Source organism: Amorphus sp. 3PC139-8 (assembly GCF_040750475.1).
Taxonomy (GTDB): Bacteria; Pseudomonadota; Alphaproteobacteria; order Rhizobiales; family Amorphaceae; genus Amorphus.
Window position 1 is genome coordinate 131,716 of the sequence record NZ_JABJVY010000001.1, and the last position, 23,191, is coordinate 154,906.

Genomic DNA, 23,191 nt, shown 5'->3' on the forward strand with positions numbered 1-23,191 from the left:
TTGAACGCGCCACTCTGCGCAGCCGCGAGCGTGAGCCGAGCTAACGTGAGCGACCAGTCTCATTTGTCCGCATTTGCGAACGGCGAACCGGTTCCCGCTTCGCCCGAAACCGCTCTACTTCTCCGGCCGCTCCGCCCAGATCTCGCCATCGATATGGCCAGCCAGCTCAGGATAGGCCGCAGCATGGAAATGCGGCACGAGCCCCTGCTTCTTCTGGTCGAAATAATCGCGGGTGAGCTTCGTAACGGTTCCCGACAAAAGCACGATCGCGATCAGATTGATCGTCGCCATCAGCCCCATGGAAGCATCCGCGGCATTGAAGACGGTGGAAACGCTCTGGACCGCGCCCCACACCACCATTGCCAGCACGCCGACCCGCAGCACCGAGAGCGGCGCTTTGCTTCCGGCCCCTAGGAAGGTCATCGCATTCTCGGCATACGAATAATTGCCGATGATAGAAGTAAAAGCGAAGAAGAAGATCGCCACCGCGATGAAATAATCACCGATCGCGCCGATCTGCGAGGACATCGCGGCCTGGGTGAGCTGGGTGCCGGTCACGCCGTTGCCCGGCTCCAGCACGCCCGACAGCAGGATCATGATCGCGGTCGCCGTACAGATCAGGATCGTGTCGATGAACACGCCGAGCGCCTGGACGAAGCCCTGGGACGAGGGATGATGCGGATCAGGGGTGGCGACGGCGGCGATGTTCGGTGCCGAACCCATGCCCGCCTCGTTGGAGAACAGGCCCCGCTTCACGCCGTTCATCATGGCCGCCATGACGCCACCGGTGACACCGCCCGCGGCCTCCTGGAAGCCGAAGGCATTGCCCACGATCGAGCCGATCACCGCCGGCACTTCGGAGAAATTCGCAACCAGGATGAGGATCGCCATCAGGAGATAGGCGGCCGCCATGAAGGGGACGACGATCTCCGCGACCCGCGCGATCTGCCGAATGCCTCCGAAGATCACGATGCCGGAGATGGCGGCCACGACGAGGCCGACCCACAACTTCGGCACGCCGAACGCGCCTTGCACCGCGTCGGCGATGGAGTTGGCCTGAACCGCGTTGAAGATCAGTCCGAACGACAGGATCAGACAGACGGAGAAGATGCCGCCAGCCCATGGCGCCCGCAGGCCACGCGCGAGATAGAAGGCTGGGCCACCGCGATAGTCGCCCTGCTCGTTGCGAACCTTGTAGAGCTGCGCCAGCGACGATTCGGCGTAGGCCGTCGCCATACCGACGAGCGCGACGATCCACATCCAGAAAATGGCGCCGGGGCCCCCGAGATAGAGCGCCACGGCAACGCCGGCGAGATTGCCCGTGCCCACGCGCGAGGCAAGACTGGTGCAAAGCGCCTGAAACGGGGTGATGCCGGACTTGTCGTTCTCGCCGCTTCCGATCACCGCCCGGAACATTTCCGGGAAGTGCCGAAACTGTGGGAATCCGAGGCGAATCGTAAAGAACACGCCGACGGCCAGGAGCCCGTAGATCAGCACGTAGCCCCAGAAGATCGTGTTCAGAAAATCTATGACCGCCGACATTTTCCCCCGCTCAATCTATAAAACGACACACCGATACTGGTGATCAGAGCCATGCAGAACCACCAAGGGCCGAGTCGCGAGTAGAGCATTCCATCGCGGCCAAGGCAACGCGAAGGCAGTCAAGTGAGAACGTCTCTAGGGGATCGAATTTGACATTTACCTCCCGCTTACCGCGAGTCCGCATCTCAAATGTCAAATTCAGAAGATCCAATAGGGCCAATAGCTTGCTAGTGATTTTGGATTTTCTAACGAAATAAGAAGTGCATGCCGAAGCGGATCTCGTGGGTCTCGACCGTATCGAGAGAGAGCCGACTGCCATCGGAAGCCACACCGCTTTCCGCCTCGCCGAAATTGACGTAGCGATAGCCGGCATCGAGCTCGATGCGCTCGGAGATGTCCATGGTCACGCCGGCAGCAAGCGACCAGGCGAGCGTCCAGTCCGAATGATCGCCATAGGAGCGCTGCCCGCCGGAGGGAAGCGTCTCCACAGCCGAATTAATGGAGAGGTTGCCGGTGCCGAGGCCAGCGCCGACATAGGGCCGGACCCAGGATTCAGGTGCGAATTCGGCATAGGCGGAGGCCAGAATCGCCGTCGAGCTCAGGGAACCGGATACGGTCCCCGTTCCTCCTGCCACGCCGGTGGTCGGCGCGTCGAAATCGCGGCCGGGCGCATGCACCACGCTCACATCGCTGCGGAACCAGTTGGAAAAACGGTAGCCGACGCCAGCGCCGAAGCTCGCCTGACCGTCCAGGGAGCCGGAGCCGACACTCGCTACACCCGGCGGCGCGTCGACGATCGACACGCCGGGTGACGGCGAAAACATACCGCCGACATCGAAGCGAACATACGCGCCGCGCCGTTCGACCTCGTCGGGCAAAATATCGTCGGTGTGGACCAGAACCGGCTCCTCGCCCGCCGGCTCGGGCTCCGCCGCCCTGACACCCGAAATCGACGCGAGCGCGAGCGCGCTTGTCGCGACCAACTGAACAGTTCGGCGGACCATGACGCCTCCATCACCCAACGCTTGCAGCGCCGCCCCGAAGGACGCGCCGCATCGACCGCCGGCACTGTGGCGAATGGCCCGTTAATTCCGCGTTAACCGTACCCGTTAACCAAGCCGCCCCATGAACCAGGGGACGGCCGGCGAAACTCAGGCGAGAATCGACCGGTCGACGGCCGCCGGGACAGCCTCGCGCATAAGGCGACGCATGGAATTCTCCACCTCGACGGACGGAATCAGCCCGAAATTGTGCAGCGTTACGACGTGATGCACGCCCATCTCGATCAGCTCAGCGAGCTTCTCGCCCACCGTCGCCACCCCGCCCATCAGCGACAGCTCGGACGCCATGATGTCGTCGTAGGTCTGCTTGCGCGCATAGAGCCGGGTATCGACGTAGAGGTCGAACGGTTCGGCCGCGATCTTCCGCGCCGCCCCGTCGGTCTCGGCCACATGAGCGTGAAGCGTCACAAGGATGTCGTCGGGACCGCCATCAATGCCGGCGTCCGCCTGGCCGTTGCGATAGGCTTCGACCAGATTGCGAATGTCGCTGAAGGTTCCGACGGAGGCATAGGGCACGGTGAAGATGCGCTGCCCCTTCTTACCGATATGGTAGGCCGCTTCCGCCGCCAGGATCGCCACATAGATCGGAGGCGTGGGACGCTGGAGGGGCAGCACGTTCAGCGCCACGTCCTGCACGCTGCGCCATTTGCCGTCGAAACGCACCCGCTCGCCGGACAGCATCCGCTCCACGATCGCGAGATTCTCGTCGAATCGCTCCCGTTTTTCGGAAGGGTGGACGCCATAGCCCTCGAATTCGTGCTTCAGATAGCCGGAGCCGACGCCCAGAACGAGCCGGCCGCCGGAGAGCACGTCCAGCATCGCGTAACCTTCCGCCACGGTCAGCGGATCATGGAACGTCAGGATCGAAATCGCCGTTCCAAGCCGAATCCGGCTGGTGCGCTGGGCCATCGAGGACAGCATGATCAGCGGATTGGGGACGACCCCATACTCATGAAAATGATGTTCGGCGACAAAGAAGGTGTCGTAGCCCTCATCCTCTGCGAACTTGGCTTGGGCGAGCACTTGCTCGTAAAGCTCGGGGATGCTCCGGCCTCGGCCAGGATAGTGATCCTGCACGGAAAAGATCGAGGATCGAAGCGTCATGAGGAACCTCCCTTCGCGCGCCGTCCGGCGGGCTGCCAGCGGCAGGTTTTCTGTATTTCGTAACCGAATTACGTCCTGAGTAAATTTGAGGCCCGATGATGTCAATCTTGGAGAGCACGGACGTCGACCCCGAGACCGACGACGCAGCGGCGAGCGGATCGCCCGGCGTCCGCTCGGTCGAGGTCGGGCTGTCGCTGCTGCCATTGATGCTCGCAGCCGAGGCTCCGATGTCTCTGACGGCGCTTGCCCAGGCGAGCGGGATGGCGCCCCCCAAGGTGCATCGCTACATGGCGAGCCTAGTGCGCAGCGGCCTCGTAGCGCGCGATCCCGCCAGCGGCGGCTACGATCTAGGCCCGATGGCGGTCTCGATCGGCCTGTCGGCGCTTGGGCGTCTGGATCCCGAAAGCCTCGGCCGCGACGCGATCCGTACGCTTGCTCAAAGGCTCGACGAGACCGCGTTGCTTGCCGTCTTTGCCAATCGCGGCGCCACGGTGGTGGCGGTGGAGGCCGCGACCCATTCGGTGTTCATGGCGGTGCGCGTTGGTTCGGTGCTCTCGGCGACGCGCTCGGCCACCGGCCGGGCCTTTCTGGCCTTTCACGACGATCCGGCGGTGCGCTTGGCGGCCGAAAAGGAAATCGGCCGCGACGATCTCGCATCGTTGATCGGCGACATCCGCGCAGCCGGTATCGCCTGGACCCGCGATGAGCTGCTGGAGGGTATTTCGGCCGTTGCCGCCCCCGTCTTCGATCACGATGGCCGGGTCATTCAGGTTCTCACCGTGCTGGGCTCAAGCCCATCCTTCGACGTGTCGCCCTATGGTCCGGCCGCGCGAGCGGCCCGCGCCGAAGCCGAGGCGATCTCACGCAGCCTCGGCTTCTATCGCTGACGGACAGGCCGGTTGGAGCCGTTTCCGCTCGGAGAGAGACATCTGAGCCACAAGAAATGGCTCCAGCTTCAATCGCTTGAGCCATTTCAAGGCGAACTGGAACGGGTGGAGGGTCAGGCCGCCTGAACGACTGCAGTTGCGATATCGTCAACCACAGACTGCACCAGAATGGCGTCGTCGCCCTCGCCCATCACGCGGATCAACGGCTCGGTGCCCGACGGGCGCACAACCAGGCGGCCGGCGTTGCCAAGCCGTCCGCGTCCGTCGTCGATCGCCTTGATCACGATCTCGTTCTCCAACGGCTTGCCGCCACTGTAGCGCACATTCTTGAGGATCTGCGGAACCGGCTCGAACCGATGGCAGACCTCCGAAACAGGCTTGCCCGTGGCGACCACCACGGAGAGAACTTCCAGCGCGGCCAACAAGCCGTCGCCGGTGGTCGAATAGTCGGCAAGCACGATGTGGCCGGACTGCTCGCCGCCGAGATTGTAACCGTTCGCCCGCATATGCTCGACCACGTAGCGGTCGCCGACCTTGGTGCGCGCCAGCGCAAGGCCGAGACTGTCGAGATAGCGTTCCAGCCCCAGGTTGGACATCACGGTCGCCACGATGCCGGGGGACGAAAGCCGGCCGGCCGTGCGCCAGGATTCGCCGATCACCGCCAGAAGCTGGTCGCCATCCACCGGACGACCGGTCTCGTCGATCACGATCAGACGGTCGGCATCGCCGTCGAGCGCGATCCCGATATCGGCCCGGACCTCAGCCACCTTGCTGCGCACTTGGGCGAGCGACGTGGAGCCGCACTCGGCGTTGATGTTGGTGCCGTTCGGCTGGTTGCCGATCGCCACCACCTCGGCGCCGAGCTCCCACAACGCCTCCGGCGCCACCCGGTAGGCCGCCCCGTTGGCGCAGTCCACCACCACCCGCAGGCCATCGAGGCTGAGCGAGCGCGGAAACGTGCCCTTGATGTACTCGATATAGCGATCGCGCACGCCCTCCAGGCGCTGCGCGCGGCCGATCGAGGCGCCGGTCGCAAGCCGCCGGGAAAGATCCTCCTGCATCAACCGCTCGATTTCCAGCTCCACGGCGTCGGACAGCTTGTAGCCATCGGAGCCGAAAATCTTGATGCCATTGTCCTCGAACGGGTTGTGCGAAGCGGAGATCATGACGCCCAGATCGGCCCTGAGCGAGCGCGTCAGCATCGCGACCGCCGGCGTCGGCATTGGCCCGAGCAGGAACACCTCGGTTCCCACCGCCGTGAAGCCGGCCACCAGCGCGTTCTCGATCATGTAGCCGGAGAGCCGGGTATCCTTGCCGATCACGACCCGGTGCTGGTCGTCACCGTTGAGGAGCGCGAGCCCGGTGGCCATGCCGACCTTGAGCGCAATGTCCGGCGTCATCGGCCAGCGATTGGCCTGTCCGCGAATTCCGTCGGTGCCGAAAAAGCTGCGCATCGCTCGATATTCCTCCATCCACCGCCGGTTATCCGAACGCGCTCCGCCCCAGGTGGGAAAAGGGATAGACCGAGAATGGGGCGGATGTCGTCATCCGCCTGCTCAAAAATGATGGGAGAATGTTACAGAAGGTTGCGCACGACGCGCTCCGCACGAAAAAGGCCGGGCTTGCCACCCGGCCTCTCGCACTCATTTCAACGCAAATCCCGGACGGAAAACCGGTTCCCACTTTTCCTGGGATTTCGCGAAGCCAGCGCGCGACCGCGCGCCGGCCTCTCTTACCCCGCGTTTCCGAACGGCGAACCGGTGTCCACTTCGCCTGGAAACGCTCGTGGCCGCGCCCGCGCAGCCGCGAGCTCTATTTTTAACCGCAAATCCCGGACGGAAAACCGGTTCCCACTTTTCCTGGGATTTGCTTAACCCTGCGGCTGCGGCTCCAGTCCGCCGGGCTCGCCGCCCCGGTCGCCCTGCTCGCGCGAGCCGCCCGTGGAAGGAACCGTGGCGACCCGCGGACCCTTCGGCGTGTCGTCCATGCTCTCGCGCACAGGCGGCTTGCCGTTGAGGAGATCGCGAATCTCGTCGCCGGTCAGCGTCTCGTACTCCAACAGCCCCTTGGCGATGGTGTGCAGCTCGTCCAGGTGCGACTTCAAGATCGCCTGAGCGGTCTCGTAGCCGTCGTTGACGAAGCGCTTCACCTCGGCGTCTACAGTCTGCTGGGTCTCGTCGGAGACATTCTGGGAGCGTGCCACGGAGTGGCCAAGGAAGACTTCCTCCTCGTTCTCACCATACATCAGCGGCCCGAGCTTGTCGGACATGCCGTACTGGGTCGCCATCGCCCGCGACAGCTTCGTCGCCATGCGAATATCGGCCGACGCGCCCGAGGTCACCTTCTCGTGGCCGAAGATCAGCTCCTCGGCGACGCGACCGCCCATGGCAACCGCCAGATCCGCCTTGCACTTCTCGCGCGTCAGCGAGAGCTGGTCGCGCTCGGGAAGCCGCATGACCATGCCGAGCGCACGGCCGCGCGGAATGATGGTCGCCTTGTGGATCGGATCGGAAGCCGGCATGTGGAGCGCCACCAGAGCGTGGCCGCCCTCGTGATAGGCCGTGAGCTTCTTTTCCTCTTCGGTCATCACCAGGGTGCGCCGCTCGGCGCCCATCATGACCTTGTCCTTGGCGTCCTCGAACTCCTGCATGGTGACCAGGCGCTTGTTGCGCCGCGCCGCCATCAGGGCCGCCTCGTTGACCAGGTTCATTAGGTCGGCACCGGCAAAGCCCGGCGTGCCGCGCGCCACCGTCTTCAGGTCCACGTCCGGCGCCAACGGCACCTTGCGCACGTGCACCTTCAGGATCTTCTCGCGGCCGACGATATCCGGGTTCGGGACCACGATCTGGCGGTCGAAGCGGCCCGGGCGCAGAAGCGCCGGGTCCAGCACGTCCGGCCGGTTGGTGGCGGCGATCAGGATGATGCCCTCGTTCGGCTCGAAGCCGTCCATCTCCACCAGGAGCTGGTTCAGCGTCTGCTCGCGTTCATCGTTGCCGCCGCCCAGGCCGGCACCGCGGTGGCGGCCGACAGCGTCGATTTCGTCGATGAAGATGATGCACGGCGCGTTCTTCTTGGCCTGCTCGAACATGTCGCGCACACGCGACGCGCCAACGCCAACGAACATCTCCACGAAGTCGGAGCCGGAGATGGTGAAGAAGGGCACATTGGCCTCGCCGGCAATCGCGCGGGCCAGCAGCGTCTTACCGGTGCCGGGAGGACCGACCAGCAGCACGCCGCGCGGGATGCGGCCGCCCAGACGCTGGAAGCGCTGAGGATCGCGCAGGAAGTCGACGATCTCCTGCAAGTCTTCCTTGGCCTCGTCGACGCCGGCGACATCCTCGAAGAGCACGCGGCCGTGCGCCTCCGTCAAAAGCTTGGCCTTCGACTTGCCGAAGCCCATCGCCTTGCCGCCGGAGCCCTGCATCTGGCGCATCAGGAACAGCCAGATGCCGAGGATAAGCAGCATCGGGAACCAGGTCGCCAGGATGCCGAGCAGAGAGAAGCCCTCGTTCGCCGGCTTCGCCGTGATCGAAACGCCTGCGGTCTCAAGCTTGTCGATATAGTTCGCCTCGGACGGGGCGTAGGTCTGGAACGAGCCGCCGTGATTGTATTTGCCGGCGATCTGCTGGTCCGTGATCGTGACCGCGCGAACGTTGCCCTGCCCGACCTCATCGAGGAACTGCGAGAACGAGATTTCTGAGCTGCTGGTGCGCTGGCCGGGGCTCTGGAAAAGCTGGAACAGGGCGATCAGCAACAAACCGATGATCACCCAAAGCGCAAAATTGCGAAACGTGTTGTTCATCACGGCCCTTTCGCAGCCCGCGTTAACTTGAATTCTGTTCCGGTCGCCGTCGTGCAGAGGCGCGGACGCCGGCAGGCCGATCGTTAGCCGAAAACATAGGGTCCCGGTGGGCCGGTGCCAAGTCGCGGCGCACGCGCCAATCGGCTACGGTTAAACGAAAACCGCCCCCACCTGACCTATCACGCCTCAATCATGTGTCGAGTCCGGCTCCCCAGGCGGCGCGACGACGAAACCGGCCTCAATCGATTGCGCCCACTCTCGGTTCGCAAAATGGCCAAAGGCGGGCACGGCAACCAGCGCCTCGCCGACGAAAAACGCGGGAACCCCCGCCAGCGCGGCGGCAGGCGCCCCGCCCCGATCTTGTGGTGTGACCAGCTTGCGCCAAGCTGGGCCGAGCGGACGCACAGCCGCCATTTGCGGTGCGGTCTCGGCCAGCACAAGACGAAACCGACCATCCCAGACGATGCGCTCGCCGGGAGCGATCGGCGTGTCCGGCAGGCCGCCCCGACCGGCTTCTCGAAAAATATGGATATGCTCGCCGGCGCGCACCAGCCGCGCACCGCTCAGCGTCAGGCGGACCTGGTCCGCTTCCAGGAGGCGCACCGCCACCCGCTCTAACCGCTCAAGCCGCGGGCCATAAGCCGCGCCGCCGACAAAGCCGAGCGCCGCGACGAGAAGGCGCAGGCGAATTTCCTCCGGCGCCATGCGAAACGGCGCCATCTGGAGCCGTGCAAAGCCGCCTGGATCGACCGCGAGCGCCTCGGCGGCGAGCCGATCCATCCCGTGTTCGATCGCGCGATCGGCGCGTGCCAGACGCTCGGCGGTCTTGGCCAGCCGGGTCGCATCCATGCCCTCGTTCGCAAGTGCCGGCATCAGATCGCGGATCCGCACCCGGGCGAAGCGGCGGTTGGCGTTGGACGGATCCTCGCGAAACGGCGTGCCGCTGACCGCAAGGGTCGCGCGGAGTTGATCCCGGCCGACGCCCAGCAGCGGGCGCACGAGATCGATCGCACCGAGCCGACGCACCGGCGCCATAGCCGACAGCCCTTTCAGCCCCGAGCCGCGCGCAAGCCGCAACAAAAATGTCTCGGCTTGGTCGTCGCGGGTGTGGGCGGTGACGACGGCGCCCGCGCCCTTTTCCAGGGCGATCTCTTCCAGAAGACGGTAGCGGGCGGCTCGCGCAGCCGCCTGCAGGTCTGAGGTGGGCTTCTCGCCGCTCCAGCACCGCGCCACCACCTCAAACCCCAGCTCCCTGCCGGCCTCTACGACGAAGGCCGCGTCTTCGGCAGAGCCCGCGCGCAGGTCGTGATCGATGGTGGCGACCATGGCAGCCGGCGCGCTCGGACAAGCGGCGCGATGCTCACCAAACAACGTCATGAGCGCTATGGAATCGGCGCCGCCGGAGACGGCGAGCACTATCCGATCGTAGCGGGAAAGCGCGGCGAACAGGCGATCGCGCGCGTCGGGACCGACCGGCAGCGCGTCAGGCGCAGCCGGCACGCTGGCGCTCCCGGCGCGCCCGATCCAACAGCGAGGGGTCGGCGGAGGGGAAGCTCGTCAAAAGCTCTGAAAAGGACGAGCAAGCCGCATCGGTCTCGCCCATGCCGGAAAGCGCGACCCCGAGTTTCAGCAGGCTGTCAGCCGCCTTGTCGCTGTCGGGATGGTCGGTGTAGGCCTTCAGGAACGCCTCGGCCGCCGCCCGGTGCTGGCCGGACTGCAACAGCGACTCCCCGATCCAGAATTCCGCGTCGCCAGCGCGCGGATCGTCCGGATAGGCGGCAAGGAAGTTGCGAAAGCCCTGCTGCGCACCGGAATAGTCCCCCGACATCACCTTCTGATAGGCCGCCTCATAGGCTTCGGTCGCATCCGAGCTCGGCCGCGTGTTGGTAACGGAGGCCGACGGCGAGGTCTGCTCGATGGCGCTGCCGATCACATCGCCACGGGCGAGCGCTGAGAGATCGAGTGGGCCACCGATCGAGCCGGTGGTTTGCGGGTCGTTCGTCGCGGCGTCGCGCTGAGGCTCGGGCGTCGCGCTCGGCTGCTCGAAATTCTGGCGACGCGGGCGCGAGCCTTCCAACTCCTGCAGGCGATATTCGGTATCTTCCTGCATGCGCTGCATCTGATCCTGCATCTGCCGAATCTGATGGGAAAGCTGCTCGATCTGGCCGTTCATACGCCGGATCTGCTCTTCGAGCTGGCTGATTTTGAGCTGAAGCTCGCCTTGCTGGCGCGAGCCCAGGCCGAACTGGACCGGCACGAGGGGCCGATCGGGCGCCGCGTCAGCGGTCGCCGGCAGCGCGACGGCGATCGCAAAGCTGGCGGCTGCAAGACGTGTCGCGTTGATCCTCATGAATTCGATCCCTCGATGACAGTCGACCGATACCGCCTCGACATCTCGCCATCACGACGGCGGAACTCGGCCGGACCATACGCCAACTTCGGCGCCTTCACGATGGTTTTGGTCGAAATCGCCGCGCCCATCTCGGTCCGACAGCCAAAACGGGCCGGATGACCGGCCCGTCCCAAGTGGATTGCGCGCAACGCGCCTTTCCCGATGGCCGCGGGCAATCAGCTTCCCGCGTTGTTCAGAACCGTGACCGCACGCCGGTTCTGCGACCAGCAGGATTCATTGTCGCAGACCGCCACCGGCCGTTCCTTGCCGTAGGAGATCGTCCGAATCCGGTTCGGCGAGATCCCCTGGCTGACGAGATAGGCGCGCGCCGCACTCGCCCGGCGGGCCCCCAGGGCGAGGTTGTATTCCCGGGTGCCGCGCTCGTCGGCGTGACCTTCGATCGTCACGGTGTAGCGGTTGTAGCGCTGCAGCCACTGAGCCTGCTTGGCAAGCGTGGCCTGGGCGGTGGACGAAATATCGGAACTGTCGACGGCGAAATAGACTCGATCGCCGACATTGACCACGAAGTCCTGCGCCGAGCCGGGCGTCACCTGCCCGTCGAGCTGCTCTTGTTTCTGAGCGCATGCGGCAACGAACGCGGCGACGAGAATGACGAGCGCCGCACGGCTGAGCCGCGCCAGACCGAAATTGGTGACCATCTCCAAGTGCTCCTTTTGCCCCCAGAACCCATGGGGCGATGCAGCGCGGGACGCTAGGCCGGGGTGGTAAAGAGTCGGTTCCGAAAGAGGGTTAACATCGACGATTCGATCGAATCCGGTAACCAGATCCGAACCTGTTCGATGCGTGCCCTACCGCTGTAGGGGCATAGCAGCATGGCCACGGTGTGGCAAAAAGCCGGCCGCGGCCATTTCCGATCGGCTTTTCTTGGGCGGCATTGCCAACCGGAAAGCGAAGCCAACGCGCGACCGCGCGCCGGCCGGAGGCCGCGCCCGCGCAGCGGTGAGCGAAGCGAACTCGCGTGAGCGCAAAGTCTATTCCAACGCGTTTCCGCGCGGAAAACCGGTGCCCACTTTTCCTGGAAACGCTCCTAATCCAACAGCGGCGACCAGGCCGGATCGGAGGCAAACGTCTCCGTCTTCACCCGCTGCTCGTTGTGGCCGGTGATGTCCACGCTCCATAGCGATGGGCCGCCCTGCGCCCCTCCGGACTCCCGGAAGAACATCACCACCCGACCGTTTGGCGCCCAGGTGGGGCCTTCGTTGTGGAAGCCTTCCGTCAGGATGCGCTCGCCCGATCCGTCGGGTTTCATGACGCCGATGGCGAACCGGCCGCCTGCCTGTTTGGTAAACGCGATCAGATCGCCGCGCGGCGACCAGACCGGCGTGGAATAGCTGCCGTTGCCGAACGAGATCCGGTGCGGGTTCGAGCCGTCGGCGTTCATGATGTAGAGCTGCTGGGATCCGCCGCGATCGGATTCGAACACAACCTGGCTGCCGTCGGGCGAATAGGATGGCGAGGTGTCGATCGAGGGCGAGTTGGTGAGCCGCGTGGTCCGGCGCGAACCGAGATCCATGGCGTAGATGTTGGCGTTGCCGTCCTGCTGCAGGCTCATGATCACGTCGCGGCCATCGGGCGAAAAGCGCGGCGCGAACGTCATGCCGGGGAAGTTGCCGAGCACTTCGCGCTCGCCGGTCTCGATGTTCAGGAGATAGACACGAGGCGTCTGGTCGCCGAAGGACATGTAGGTGATGTCCTGGCTGGACGGCGAGAAGCGCGGCGTCAGCACCAGATCGTCGCCCCTGGTCAGATAGCGCACGTTGGCGCCGTCCTGATCCATGATGGCGAGACGCTTGGTGCGATCGTTCTTCGGTCCGGTCTCCGAGACGAACACCACGCGAGTGTCGAAATAGCCCTTCTCGCCGGTCAGCCGCTCGTAGATCGAATCCGCGATGATGTGCGCCAGCCGACGCCAATTGTCAGGCTGGGTGTAGAATTGCTGCCCGATCATCTGCTCGCCGGCATAGACGTCCCACAGGCGAAACTCCGCCTTCAGGCGGCCATCGCCTTCGCGCGACAAAGTGCCGGCGACCAGGGCCTGGGCGTCGATGGCGCGCCAGTTGGCGAAATTCGGCACCGAGGCGGCATTGATCGACTGGTCGACATAGGCTTGCCGATCGATCGGCCGGAACAGCCCGGAGCGCTGGAGATCATTGGTGATCACCTCGGTCATCTGCCGGGCGAGATCGGACTCGCCGCCGGCAGCACCGAAGGTCGGCAGCGCGATCGGAAGGGGCTCGATTTGCCCCTGGGTGATATCGATCTGCACCAACGCCTGGGCCGGCGCGACGGCCCCGAGAAAGGCGACGGCGAGCGCCGCCAAGCGCTGCCGCCATCCCTTCAGAATGGAGGGGGCGGCGGTCGGAGCCGGAAGCACGGTGTCGAAGGCCATGGGCTGTCTCATCCTCTCATCGTCTCGTTCAGGCAGGGCAACGGGACTCAGAACAGGTCTCTCGGATCGAAGGTAACGCGCACCTCGCGCCAAGTTTCATACTTGGCGTAGGGCAAATTGTAGGGCTGGCACCTCAGGACGGCGCGCTTGGCGCTGTCGGCGGCCGCCTGGAAGAAGGGGTTGGAGCTGGAATTCAGCACCTGCGGCGTCCCGGAGACGCTGCCGTCGGGATTGAGCGACATGGCCACCGTGACCAACAAATCGTCGGCGCCCTGAGCTCCGATCGGTGGGTTCCAGCAGCGCTGAATCTGCGCACGCAAGGCGTCGAGCTCCGTCATCGTCATGGCGGCGTTGTTGCCGCCGGATCGAATGCCGGCGGACGCCTGGGACGAACCGCTGCCGCCACCGGATGGCTCCACCTTGTTGAGCAGCGAGGAGATCCGGTCGGCGTTGAAACTCTCGTTCGATTGCGCCGTCGTGGAGCGGGTCGGCTCCGGTCGGCGCGGCGGCGGATTGGGGCGCGCCCGGGGCACCACGTTGGTGGTGGGGGTGGGCTCCGCTTCCGCTTGCTGTTCCGGCGCGGGTGTCGGCTCCGGCTCGGCTTCCGGCTGCGGTTCCGGCGCGGGAGCCGGTTCCGGCTCCGCCTCGGCCTCCGGCGCGGCGGCTTCCTCGGCAGGGGCCTGGGCCTCCTCGCTCGGCTGCGGCGCAGCGGATTCCGCCTGGGAGGGGTTTTCCTGATCCGCGGCCCGGTCGTTCGGCGTGTCAGTCTCGCCCGCCGTCTCCGCTTCGCTGTCGCGTTCCACGGTATCCTGGTCGGGTTCGGGCTCCGGCTGCAGCTCCGCTTCCGGCGCGCCTTTGGCGATGTCGGTCACCTCACCAATGGTCACAAGCTCCACCGGCAGCGCCTCGATCGGCCGCGCGGCATAGGAGTCGGCATCGGGCCAGGCCACCACGCTCCAGATGAGAATGGCGGCATGTCCGATCAGGGAGACGATGAGGCCGACCCGCATGATGGAGAGATCTTCGCCTTCGCTACGCTTCGTGGTCCGACAACGACCGGGACTTGACCGCCAAAGCCGGCAGGCGGCCGGGCCGGTCCGTCATCAGTTCGCCGCGCCCTGGGGTTCCTGCTCGGTGACGAGGCCGATGCGCCGGAAGCCGGCCGCATTCAGCCGCCCCATCACCCGCATGATCGCCCCGTAGCCCGCCTCCTGGTCGCCGCGCACATAGATCCGCTCGTCGTAGCCGTTCTCGGCGATCGCGGTCAGCCGTGGCACTAGGTCGTCGAGGGAGATCTCGCTGTCCTGCAGGAAGATCTCGCCGTCGGCGCGGATCGACACCGTCAACGGCTCGGTGTCACCTTCCAGCGGCTTCGCACGCGATTGCGGCAGATCGATGGGAACCCCCACCGTCAACAGCGGTGCCGACACCATGAACACGATCAGGAGCACCAGCATCACGTCCACGAACGGCGTGACGTTGATCTCGCTCATCGGCTGATAGCGCGCCGCGCGACGCCGGCTGCGGCCGCTGCCGCCGGATCTGGCAAGTTGGACGCCCATATCAGTAGCGCTCCCCTTCCAGCCGTTCGTCGATCTCGCGCGACAGGATCGCCAGGAACTCGTCGGCGAACCCGTCCATGCGGGTGATCAGCTTGGCAACGTCACCGGATAGCTTGTTGTAGAAAATCACCGCCGGAATCGCGGCGAGCAGGCCAAGCGCGGTGGCGAACAGCGCCTCTGCGATGCCCGGCGCAACCACCGCCAGGTTCGTGCTTTCCGACACCGCGATCGCCTGGAACGAGGTCATGATTCCCCAGACGGTGCCGAACAGGCCGATGAACGGACCAGCGGAACCGACCGAGGCGAGCACGGCGAGCCGGCTTTCCAGCCGTTCGCCCTCGCGGGTGATCGTCATGGTCATGACCCGGTCGAGCCGTTGGGCAAGGCTCGCCACCGCCGGATGGGAGCCCTCATGGCTTTGCTTCCATTCCGTCATGGCCGCCACGAACACCGCCGAAAGCCCGCTATTCGTCCGTGTCGAATAGGTGCGGTAGAGATCTTCCAGCGACTGGCCCGACCAGAACGCATCCTCAAACCGGTTCATCTGCCCGCGCAGGCGGCGATAAAGCAGGGTCTTGTCGACGATGATCGCCCAGCACCACACCGAGGCTGACAACAGCCCGAGCATGACGATCTTGACGACGATGTGGGCCTGCCAAAACAGGGCGAACAGCGAGAAGTCACCGGCCTTTGCGGCAAGCTCGGCGCCGGCAACTGCGACGTTGGAATCCATCTTTCGTCCCGACTTTGCTTCTCGCCCCGGACGGGGCATTCGGATCGATACTGCCCCGGGTGCGTCGAGAAGACATGTGAACGGCGTGGCGGACGCCCGCCAGACGGCGCTTCTGTCGGCACAGAGTTTGTCAAAACTTCGACTCAGCGGAAGGAAGCGGAGTCCGACAAGCTCTCGCGAATTAGGGTGAACAGAGGATTAACCCCGCCCGGACAATTCGTTTGAACCGTCGACAGCGTCGGGAAGCAGCGGCTTCAGGCGCTCCAGAACCGGCTTCGGCAGACGCCGCGGCCGCCCGTCCGCCGAGATGACCACCGCCTCCACCTGGGCGGCCACCAAAACCTGCTCGCCGCGGCGAACTTCCTGATCCAACGTCAGGCGCGCCGCGGTGATCTGGGCAAGCTGGGTGTCGACTTCCAAAATGTCGTCGATGCGGGCAGGCGCGCGGAAATCGAGCGTCATTTTCTTGACCGCGAAGGCGACCGGCGTGCCGTAGCTGCCGTCTGCAAGGTCGCGATGATGGACCTCGAACAGGCGCAGAAAGTCCGACCGTCCGCGCTCCATGAAGCGCAGATAGGTGGCGTGGTAGACGATGCCGGAAAAATCGGTGTCCTCGAAATAGACCCGGATCGGCAGCCGGTGGTGCCGGCCGTCGAGCCTGCCTGCGAGATCTGGCCAGTCGGTCATGAAGTGCGATCTATCCGAATGGGTCTGCCTGGTGGCAGCCCGAGAGAGCAGCCCACGCCGTCACCTCCTCGAAAACAGGCGCTCGATGTCGGCGAGTTTGAGTTCGACGAAGGTGGGGCGGCCATGGTTGCACTGGCCGGCTTTCGGCGTGGCTTCCATGTCGCGCAACAGCGCGTCCATCTCCTCCGGCTTCAGCCGCCGCCCGGTTCTGACCGACCCGTGGCAGGCGATCGTGGCGGCGAGATGGTCGAGCCGGTCGGCAAGACGGGTCGAAGACTCCCATTCGGCAAGGTCGTCGACCAGATCGCGCACCAGGCCCGGAATGTCCAGCCGCCCGGCAAGCGCCGACGGCACCTCGCGCACGGCGATGGCACCGGGCCCGAACGGCTCCACCACCAGGCCGCTCTCCGCGAGAGTCTCGGCTGCGGCAGCAAGTCGCGCCACATCCTCCTCGGGAAGATCGACGATTTCCGGCACCAGCAGCATCTGCCGGGCGATTCCGGAACGGTCGCGTTCGGCCTTCAGACGTTCGTAGACCAGGCGCTCGTGGGCTGCATGGGCGTCGACGATAACGACACCGTCGCGGGTCTGGGCCAGGATGTAGTTCTCGTGAAGTTGGGCGCGCGCGGCACCGAGTGGCCTGTCCAGGCCAGCATCGCTTTCCGGTCGTGTCCAGGCCCTCGTCTCCGCCGAAGGGGTTGCAATCGCGGCGAAGGCGGCCTGGGTGTCCTCCCCGAAGCCGATCGGACGACTCTCGCTGGCCGGCGCATAGGCACGACCCGACGCAGGCGATGGGGCCGGCGACCACCCTCCCAGGGGGGCAGAGCGCGGCGCTGTCGCCACTTCGGGACCGGCCTCCCATCCCGCACCGGCGGGTTCGGGGCGGAAGGCCGCCAGGGCCGCATGCGCCGTCGTGGTGTTGGCCGAAAGCCCCACGCGGGAGAGTTCCGCCTTGATCGCCCCGACCAAGAGGCCGCGCACCAGCCCCGGATCTCGGAAGCGCACGTCCGCCTTGGCCGGATGCACGTTCACATCGACCTCGGCCGGGTCGAGCGTCAGGAACAGGGCTGCCACGGGATGTCGGTCGCGGGCCATGACGTCGGAGACCGCCCCGCGCAACGCCCCAAGCAAAAGCTTGTCGCGCACCGGACGGCCATTCACGAACAGGAACTGGGACAGGCTGTTGGCCCGGTGGAAGGTCGGCCGCCCGATCAGGCCGGCAAGCCCGACGCCTTCGCGGCCGGCGTCGATTTCCAACGCGTTTTCCACGAAGTCGCGGCCGAGCACGTCGGCAATCCGTGCCGAAACGGCATCTTCGCCGGTGCGGGCGGGATAGTCCGTGCGGCTGCGGTCGGAACCGGTCAGCACGAACCGCACCTCCGGATGAGCGAGCGCCAGCCGGCGCACCACATCGGTGATCGCATTCGCCTCGGCGCGATCGGACTTTAAGAATTTCAGCCGCGCGGGAGTGGCAAAAAAGAGATCGCGGACATCGACGATGGTCCCGCCATTGAGCGCCGCCGGCTTGGCTTCGTCGACCGTCCCGCCCTCGACGGAGAGCGTCCAGGCGGTGTCGGCGTCGCGGGTGCGGGTGGTGATGGCGAGCCGCGCCACCGCGCCGATCGAGGGAAGCGCCTCGCCGCGAAAGCCGAGCGTGGCGATCGAAAACAGGTTCTCCTCGCTCAGCTTGGAGGTGCAATGGCGCTCCACGGCGAGCACCAGGTCCTCGCGGCTCATGCCGGAGCCATCGTCGATAACGCGGATCAGCCCCTTACCACCGGACGCCGTCACAACCTCCACCGAGCGCGCGCCGGCGTCGATCGCGTTCTCCACGAGCTCCTTCACCACGCTCGCCGGACGCTCGACCACCTCGCCGGCGGCGATCCGATTGATAACGTCACTGGTGAGTTGGCGGACGGCCATTGCGGTCCCGTTGAAATTTCTGAATTGGTAGAGAATGCCGGATTCGCGGCCCGCCGTCAGGCCCCTGCGCCGTTATGTCCACCGATCGCAATACCGAGGCAGCCGACGTTTTCGCGCCGCAGCATCTTGACCCGGCGCGCGTGGAAGGCGATGCCGATGGCATGAAAAACGCCATCCCGGACTTCCCCTACGGTCTTGCAGCCCTCGCCGGCGACTACGACGGTTTGCTCGTGGACGTCTGGGGCGTGATCCACAACGGCGTCGCGGCCTTCGAGGCCGCGAGCGAAGCGCTGGTGCGCTTCCGGCGCGAAACCGGCGGCGCGGTGGTGCTGATCACCAACGCACCGCGGCCGGCACCACCGGTGGTCGACCAGCTTTCCGAGCTCGGCGTGCCGCGCGAAGCCTTCGACGCGGTGGTGACATCCGGCGACGTCACCCGCGATACGCTTGCTTCTCTGGGGGCCGGCAAGCTCTACCATCTCGGGCCCGATCGCGATCTGTCGCTCTACGAGTCGCTCAACGTCACATTGGTCGGTGCGGACGAGGCGGAGGCGATCTCCTGCACCGGCCTGTTCGACGACTACACCGAAGGGCCGGACGACTACCGCGAGCAGCTCACCGCCCTGGCCAATCGGAGGCTGCCGTTCGTCTGCGCCAATCCGGATGTGGTGGTTCAGCGCGGCGACCACATCATCTACTGCGCCGGCAGCCTGGCCAACCTCTACGAGGAACTTGGCGGCACGGTGCACCAGGCCGGCAAGCCCTACCCACCGATCTATCAGGCCGCTCTTGCCCGCCTCGGCGCCCATCTTGGCCGCGAACTCGACCGGGAACGTGTGCTTGCGATCGGCGACGGACTGCACACCGACATTCGCGGTGCGGTCGGCCAGGGGCTTTCTTGCGTGTTCATCACCGGCGGCATCCACGGCACGGCCTTCGGCCCCGCCGACGCGCCGGATCCGGAACGGGTGGCCGATCATCTCGCCCGGGAAGGCTTGGCGGTGCGTGCCGTACTGCCGCGTCTCATGTGGTAGTGCGGGCCAAGGGCGCGATGGGAAAAGTGGGAACCGGTCTTCCGCCCGCACCCGCTCACAACGAACAGCAAAAGACAAAACCAGGGAGGACACCATGACCTTGACGCTGCAGACGCTCTATTTCGAAGATCTGTCGGTGGGCATGCGCGATGCCTTCGACAAGATCGTAATGGCGTCGGACGTGGTGGGCTTTGCCGAGGTGTCCGGCGACCGCAACCCGATTCACCTCTCAGAGCACTTCGCCGCAAAGACTCCCTTCAAGACGCGCATCGCCCACGGGCTCTATACCGCGAGCCTGATTTCCGCGCTGCTCGGCACCCGTCTGCCCGGCCCCGGCGCCATCTACTTGTCCCAAAGCCTGAACTTTCGCGCGCCGGTGAAGATCGGCGACACCGTCACCGTTTCCGTCGAGGTGGTCGAACTGATCGGCGAGAAGAACCGAGCGCGGCTTTCCTGCGAATGCCGGGTCGACGACACCATCGTGCTGGACGGCGAGGCCCTGGTGAAGGTGCCGAGCCGCGCCGAACTGGCGAGCGAAGCTCAGGCTTGACCCCATCTCCGAGACGCGGCAGCGTCGCGGCCTGCCGAGAGGATCTCCTTCACGCCCATGACCAGCCCTCGTCCCGATCGCCCAGACGCGCCCTTTGCGGCCGCCATTGATGCCGTGCCCGAGCGGCTGCGTGGCGGGATCGCCGCGATCGGCAATTTCGATGGGGTTCATCGGGGGCACCAGGAGGTGCTCGGGGTCGCAAGCCGGATGGCCCGCGAGGCCGGACGACCGGCGCTGGTGCTGACCTTCGAGCCCCATCCGCGCAGCTATTTTCGCCCCGACCAACCGGTGTTCCGCCTGACCCCGCCACCGGAGCGCTCCGTGGTTCTGAAGGCCCTCGGCCTGGACGGCATGGTGGTGGTGCCGTTCAACGCGGAGCTCGCGGCCACCGAGGCCGATGTCTTCGTGGACCAGATCCTCCGCGATCGGCTGAACGTGGCGGGGGCCGTGGTGGGTTACAATTTCCACTTCGGCAAACGACGCGCCGGCACGCCGGACTTCTTGCGAGAGCGCGGCGCGGCGGACGGTTTTGAAGTGGAAGTGGTCTCGCCCGGCGTGGACGCCCACGGCGAGCCGATCTCTTCCACCCGTGTGCGCACCGCGCTGGAGGCGGGGTCGCCGGACATTGCCGCCGAGCTTCTCGGCTATCGCTGGCTGGTCGTTGGCACCGTGGTGCACGGCGACAAGCGCGGCCGTGTGCTGGGATATCCGACCGCGAACTTGCGTCTCGATCCGGCCTGCGGGCTGCGCCATGGAGTGTACGCCGTCCGTGCCCGCGTCGATGGCCGCCTCTATGACGGCGTGGCGAGCTTCGGGCGGCGCCCGATGTTCGACGATGGCGCTCCACTGTTCGAAACCCACCTGTTCGACTTTTCCGGCGATCTCTACGACAAGGAGACGCGGATTTCCGTATTCGCCTTCCTGCGACCGGAACTCAAATTCGACAGTGTGGACGCGCTCGTCGCGCAAATGGATGCCGACAGCGCCCAAGCCAAAGCGCTGCTCGCCACCGCTACGCCGCTATCGGACCTCGACACCAGGCTCTCGTTCGAGCAAGCCGCTGCGGACGCGACATTTCCAAGCTGACGCGCCGTACGGCGTGTTCAGTCTTCGCTCGAAGCACCGAACTTATTTCGGAACCGCCGAACCGCGAAAACGGCATAGATGCACACGAGCACGGCCGCCAGCCCGTACCAGGTCACCGCATATTGCAGGTGACTGTTGGCGAAGGTCAGCGGCGTCTCTCCTGCCTGGGGCACACCGCCGGCCGGCGTCATATCCGCCGTGAGCGAGACATAATAGGGCGCGACCTCGTCCGGAGCTTGTCCGAGCGTCCGGCTCATGGCCGGAATGTCACGCACCAGCCACTCATTTTTCTCAAGGTTCGGGTCCGGCGAGAAGAAAGCCGGCGTCTCTCCCTTGCGGATCAGGCCATGGATCGTGACGTCGCCGGCTGGCGGACCGGGACGGGTGGCGGGATCCTTCCGCTCGAGCGGTACGAAACCCCGGTCGACGAGCAACGTCCAACCATCCCTGGTGGTGAACGGGGCGAACACCAGATAGCCCGGCCCCCCAAGCGGCCCGTTGGGCTCGGTAAGCGCCATATAGACGTGGATCTCGCCGTCCTCGAAATGTCCGGTTGCGGCGACGCGCTGATAGATCCACTCGTCCATATCGAACGAGGGCCAGGTAGATGGCCCCGGGGCGGCGACCGGCGCGGCGACGCTGCGGCTTTCCGCGGCGGCGATCAGCCCCTCTTTCCAGGCGAGCCGGCGGACCTGCCAATTGCCGAGCGCGATCAGGATCGCGAGGGCGATCACAGTCAAGAGCGTGGGCCAGAGCAGGCTGCGCCAGGGCCCATGGGCGGCTTTGATCGACTTATTCATCGTCGAATCGCGCAAGGTTCATTCTACTTTTTGACGCGATTTCGGACGGAAAACCGGTTCCCACTTTTCCTGAAATCGCTCCAGATCACGACGTTTTGGGGCCCGCTCCGCCCGAAAACGTAAAACGTGATCGATTCTATTAGGGCAAAGCGATTTCGGACGGAAAACCGGTTCCCACTTTTCCTGAAATCGCTCAAAGCCTACTCCTCAAGCTGCCCTTCGGCGGCCTTGGTCTGATATTGCTGGGCGATCATCACGCCCTTCAACGGCCGAATCATGCCGAGCGAGAGCCCGAGTGTCAGCGGCCCCAGCACGATCAGGTGGACCCAGATCGGCGGCTGCCAGAGCACTTCCATGACCAGCGCCAGACCGACCACCAGGAAGCCGACGATCAAGATCACGAACACGGCGGGACCGTCGCCGGAATCGATAAAGCGGAAATCCAGCCCGCACACCGGACAGCGTTCCCGGATGGACAGAAAGCCATCGAACAGCTTGCCTTCGCCGCAACGCGGACAGCGGCCGGCGAGGCCTGTCTGGGTCGCCGGCAGCGGCGGATAGGAACGCTGACGCATCGCGGTTCGAGGCGCCTGGGGTTCCGGGCTGGCGTCGTCGCTCATCCTTGGTCCGCCTCCTGCCGGTCGTCGTCGCTTAAAACGAAGAACGCGGCGAGATCGCCGCGTTCTCTGAAGTCGTTATCGGCCTGCGCGGCCCGGCACGCAACACAAGAGGGTCAGGCGTCGAACACGTGCGGCGACGCGCCCCAGATGTAGATGCAGGCGAACAGGAACAGCCAGACCACGTCGACGAAGTGCCAGTACCAGGCAGCGGCTTCGAAGCCGAAATGGTGTTCCTTGTTAAAGTGTCCCGACAAGGCCCGGATCAGGCAGACGATCAGGAAGATCGAGCCGACGATGACGTGGAAGCCGTGGAAGCCCGTCGCCATGAAGAAGGTGGAGCCGTAGATCGCGCCGGCGAAGGCGAAATCGGCATGGGTGTACTCGACGAACTGCACATAGCTGAAGCTGAGGCCGAGCAGGATGGTGATCAGGAGCCCCCACTTGAGGCCTTCGCGATCGTCATGCAGCAGCGCATGGTGCGCCCAGGTAACCGTCGTGCCGGAGGTCAGCAGGATCAGCGTGTTCAGAAGCGGCAAATGCAGCGGATTGAAGGTCTCAATCCCCTCCGGCGGCCAAACGCCCCCGGTGTGCTCCAGCTTCAGATATTCGTTCGGGGCGTTGATGAAGAGCGCCGCGTCGAAATAGGCCCAGAACCAGGCCACGAAGAACATCACCTCGGAGGCGATGAACAGGATCATGCCGTAGCGCAGGTGCAGCTTGACCACCCGGGTATGGTCGCCGCCCAGGGACTCGCGGATCGTCGCCGACCACCAGCCGTACATCGTGTACAGCACGATGAGGACGCCGAGCGCGAACAGGCCCCAGCCTTCCGTGCGCAGGCCAAAGACGGAAAGCTCTTCGCCCTGATGCCAGCGGAACAGACAGACCGCGCCGAACGCCGTGACGAACGCCCCGATCGACCCGAGGAACGGCCATGGGCTCGGCTCGACGAGATGGTAGTCGTGGTTTTTCTGCTGCGCGTGGGCCATCGCTTCGTC

General features: G+C 65.3%; 21 protein-coding genes. 4 read left to right on the forward strand and 17 right to left on the reverse strand.

Features of this window, described 5'->3' with window-relative positions; genetic code table 11:
• Positions 1-114: 114 nt before the first annotated feature.
• From HNS03_RS00580 to HNS03_RS00590, 3 genes are all read right to left on the reverse strand, one after another.
• Complete coding sequence (locus HNS03_RS00580) at positions 115-1,542, reverse strand: alanine/glycine:cation symporter family protein (RefSeq protein WP_367192290.1); 1,428 nt, start codon at positions 1,540-1,542, stop codon at positions 115-117.
• Between the two features lie 245 nt (positions 1,543-1,787).
• Positions 1,788-2,546, reverse strand: coding sequence for an outer membrane protein (locus HNS03_RS00585; protein WP_367192291.1), 759 nt, complete (start codon positions 2,544-2,546; stop codon positions 1,788-1,790).
• 147 nt (positions 2,547-2,693) lie between these two features.
• Positions 2,694-3,707 (reverse strand): LLM class flavin-dependent oxidoreductase, encoded by a 1,014-nt coding sequence (locus HNS03_RS00590; protein ID WP_367192292.1) that lies wholly within the window; start codon positions 3,705-3,707, stop codon positions 2,694-2,696.
• A gap of 95 nt (positions 3,708-3,802) precedes the next feature.
• On the opposite strand from HNS03_RS00590, the gene HNS03_RS00595 reads away from it, so the two are divergent.
• Positions 3,803-4,594 carry an IclR family transcriptional regulator gene (locus HNS03_RS00595; RefSeq protein ID WP_367192294.1) on the forward strand — a complete coding sequence of 264 codons (792 nt, stop codon included), beginning with the start codon at positions 3,803-3,805 and terminating at the stop codon, positions 4,592-4,594.
• Positions 4,595-4,707: 113 nt separating this feature from the next.
• Here HNS03_RS00595 and glmM read toward each other — a convergent pair whose 3' ends face one another.
• The 11 genes from glmM to mutL all read right to left on the reverse strand — a co-directional run bounded on the left by glmM (position 4,708) and on the right by mutL (position 18,103).
• Positions 4,708-6,048 (reverse strand): phosphoglucosamine mutase, encoded by a 1,341-nt coding sequence (glmM, locus tag HNS03_RS00600; protein WP_367192295.1) that lies wholly within the window; start codon positions 6,046-6,048, stop codon positions 4,708-4,710.
• A gap of 416 nt (positions 6,049-6,464) precedes the next feature.
• Positions 6,465-8,396, reverse strand: coding sequence for an ATP-dependent zinc metalloprotease FtsH (gene ftsH / locus HNS03_RS00605; RefSeq protein ID WP_367192297.1), 1,932 nt, complete (start codon positions 8,394-8,396; stop codon positions 6,465-6,467).
• Positions 8,397-8,582: 186 nt separating this feature from the next.
• Positions 8,583-9,896 (reverse strand): tRNA lysidine(34) synthetase TilS, encoded by a 1,314-nt coding sequence (gene tilS / locus HNS03_RS00610; protein ID WP_367192298.1) that lies wholly within the window; start codon positions 9,894-9,896, stop codon positions 8,583-8,585.
• Complete coding sequence (gene ybgF, locus HNS03_RS00615; RefSeq protein ID WP_367192300.1) at positions 9,880-10,746, reverse strand: tol-pal system protein YbgF; 867 nt, start codon at positions 10,744-10,746, stop codon at positions 9,880-9,882. The genes tilS and ybgF overlap by 17 nt, the downstream gene beginning before the upstream one ends.
• A gap of 218 nt (positions 10,747-10,964) precedes the next feature.
• The gene (pal, locus tag HNS03_RS00620) at positions 10,965-11,447 is read right to left on the reverse strand and encodes a peptidoglycan-associated lipoprotein Pal (protein WP_367192302.1); all 483 of its coding nucleotides are present in this window, start codon (positions 11,445-11,447) and stop codon (positions 10,965-10,967) included.
• Between the two features lie 389 nt (positions 11,448-11,836).
• Positions 11,837-13,210, reverse strand: a complete 1,374-nt coding sequence (tolB, locus tag HNS03_RS00625) for a Tol-Pal system beta propeller repeat protein TolB (RefSeq protein WP_367192303.1) — start codon at positions 13,208-13,210, stop codon at positions 11,837-11,839.
• 35 nt (positions 13,211-13,245) lie between these two features.
• Positions 13,246-14,208, reverse strand: coding sequence for a cell envelope biogenesis protein TolA (locus HNS03_RS00630; protein ID WP_367192305.1), 963 nt, complete (start codon positions 14,206-14,208; stop codon positions 13,246-13,248).
• A 93-nt stretch (positions 14,209-14,301) separates the two neighbouring features.
• Entirely contained in the window at positions 14,302-14,760 is a 459-nt protein-coding gene (tolR, locus tag HNS03_RS00635) for a protein TolR (protein WP_367192306.1), read from the reverse strand.
• Between the two features lies 1 nt (position 14,761).
• Complete coding sequence (tolQ, locus tag HNS03_RS00640) at positions 14,762-15,493, reverse strand: protein TolQ (protein WP_367192307.1); 732 nt, start codon at positions 15,491-15,493, stop codon at positions 14,762-14,764.
• 198 nt (positions 15,494-15,691) lie between these two features.
• Complete coding sequence (ybgC, locus tag HNS03_RS00645) at positions 15,692-16,180, reverse strand: tol-pal system-associated acyl-CoA thioesterase (protein ID WP_367192309.1); 489 nt, start codon at positions 16,178-16,180, stop codon at positions 15,692-15,694.
• Positions 16,181-16,240: 60 nt separating this feature from the next.
• Positions 16,241-18,103, reverse strand: coding sequence for a DNA mismatch repair endonuclease MutL (mutL, locus tag HNS03_RS00650; RefSeq protein WP_367192310.1), 1,863 nt, complete (start codon positions 18,101-18,103; stop codon positions 16,241-16,243).
• 74 nt (positions 18,104-18,177) lie between these two features.
• On the opposite strand from mutL, the gene HNS03_RS00655 reads away from it, so the two are divergent.
• The 3 genes from HNS03_RS00655 to HNS03_RS00665 all read left to right on the forward strand — a co-directional run bounded on the left by HNS03_RS00655 (position 18,178) and on the right by HNS03_RS00665 (position 20,773).
• The gene (locus HNS03_RS00655) at positions 18,178-19,137 is read left to right on the forward strand and encodes a TIGR01459 family HAD-type hydrolase (RefSeq protein WP_367192312.1); all 960 of its coding nucleotides are present in this window, start codon (positions 18,178-18,180) and stop codon (positions 19,135-19,137) included.
• A gap of 94 nt (positions 19,138-19,231) precedes the next feature.
• Positions 19,232-19,687: a MaoC family dehydratase gene (locus tag HNS03_RS00660; RefSeq protein ID WP_367192313.1), complete on the forward strand. Its 456-nt coding sequence runs from the start codon at positions 19,232-19,234 to the stop codon at positions 19,685-19,687.
• 57 nt (positions 19,688-19,744) lie between these two features.
• A complete protein-coding gene (locus HNS03_RS00665; protein ID WP_367192315.1) occupies positions 19,745-20,773 on the forward strand; it encodes a bifunctional riboflavin kinase/FAD synthetase in 1,029 nt (342 codons plus the stop codon).
• 17 nt (positions 20,774-20,790) lie between these two features.
• Here the strand turns inward: HNS03_RS00665 and HNS03_RS00670 are convergent, their stop codons facing one another.
• The 3 genes from HNS03_RS00670 to HNS03_RS00680 form a co-directional block, all read right to left on the reverse strand.
• A complete protein-coding gene (locus tag HNS03_RS00670; RefSeq protein ID WP_367192317.1) occupies positions 20,791-21,573 on the reverse strand; it encodes an SURF1 family protein in 783 nt (260 codons plus the stop codon).
• Positions 21,574-21,773: 200 nt separating this feature from the next.
• Positions 21,774-22,193, reverse strand: a complete 420-nt coding sequence (locus HNS03_RS00675) for a DUF983 domain-containing protein (protein ID WP_367192318.1) — start codon at positions 22,191-22,193, stop codon at positions 21,774-21,776.
• A gap of 113 nt (positions 22,194-22,306) precedes the next feature.
• Positions 22,307-23,182, reverse strand: a complete 876-nt coding sequence (locus HNS03_RS00680) for a cytochrome c oxidase subunit 3 (protein WP_367192320.1) — start codon at positions 23,180-23,182, stop codon at positions 22,307-22,309.
• Between the last annotated feature and the right edge of the window lie 9 nt (positions 23,183-23,191).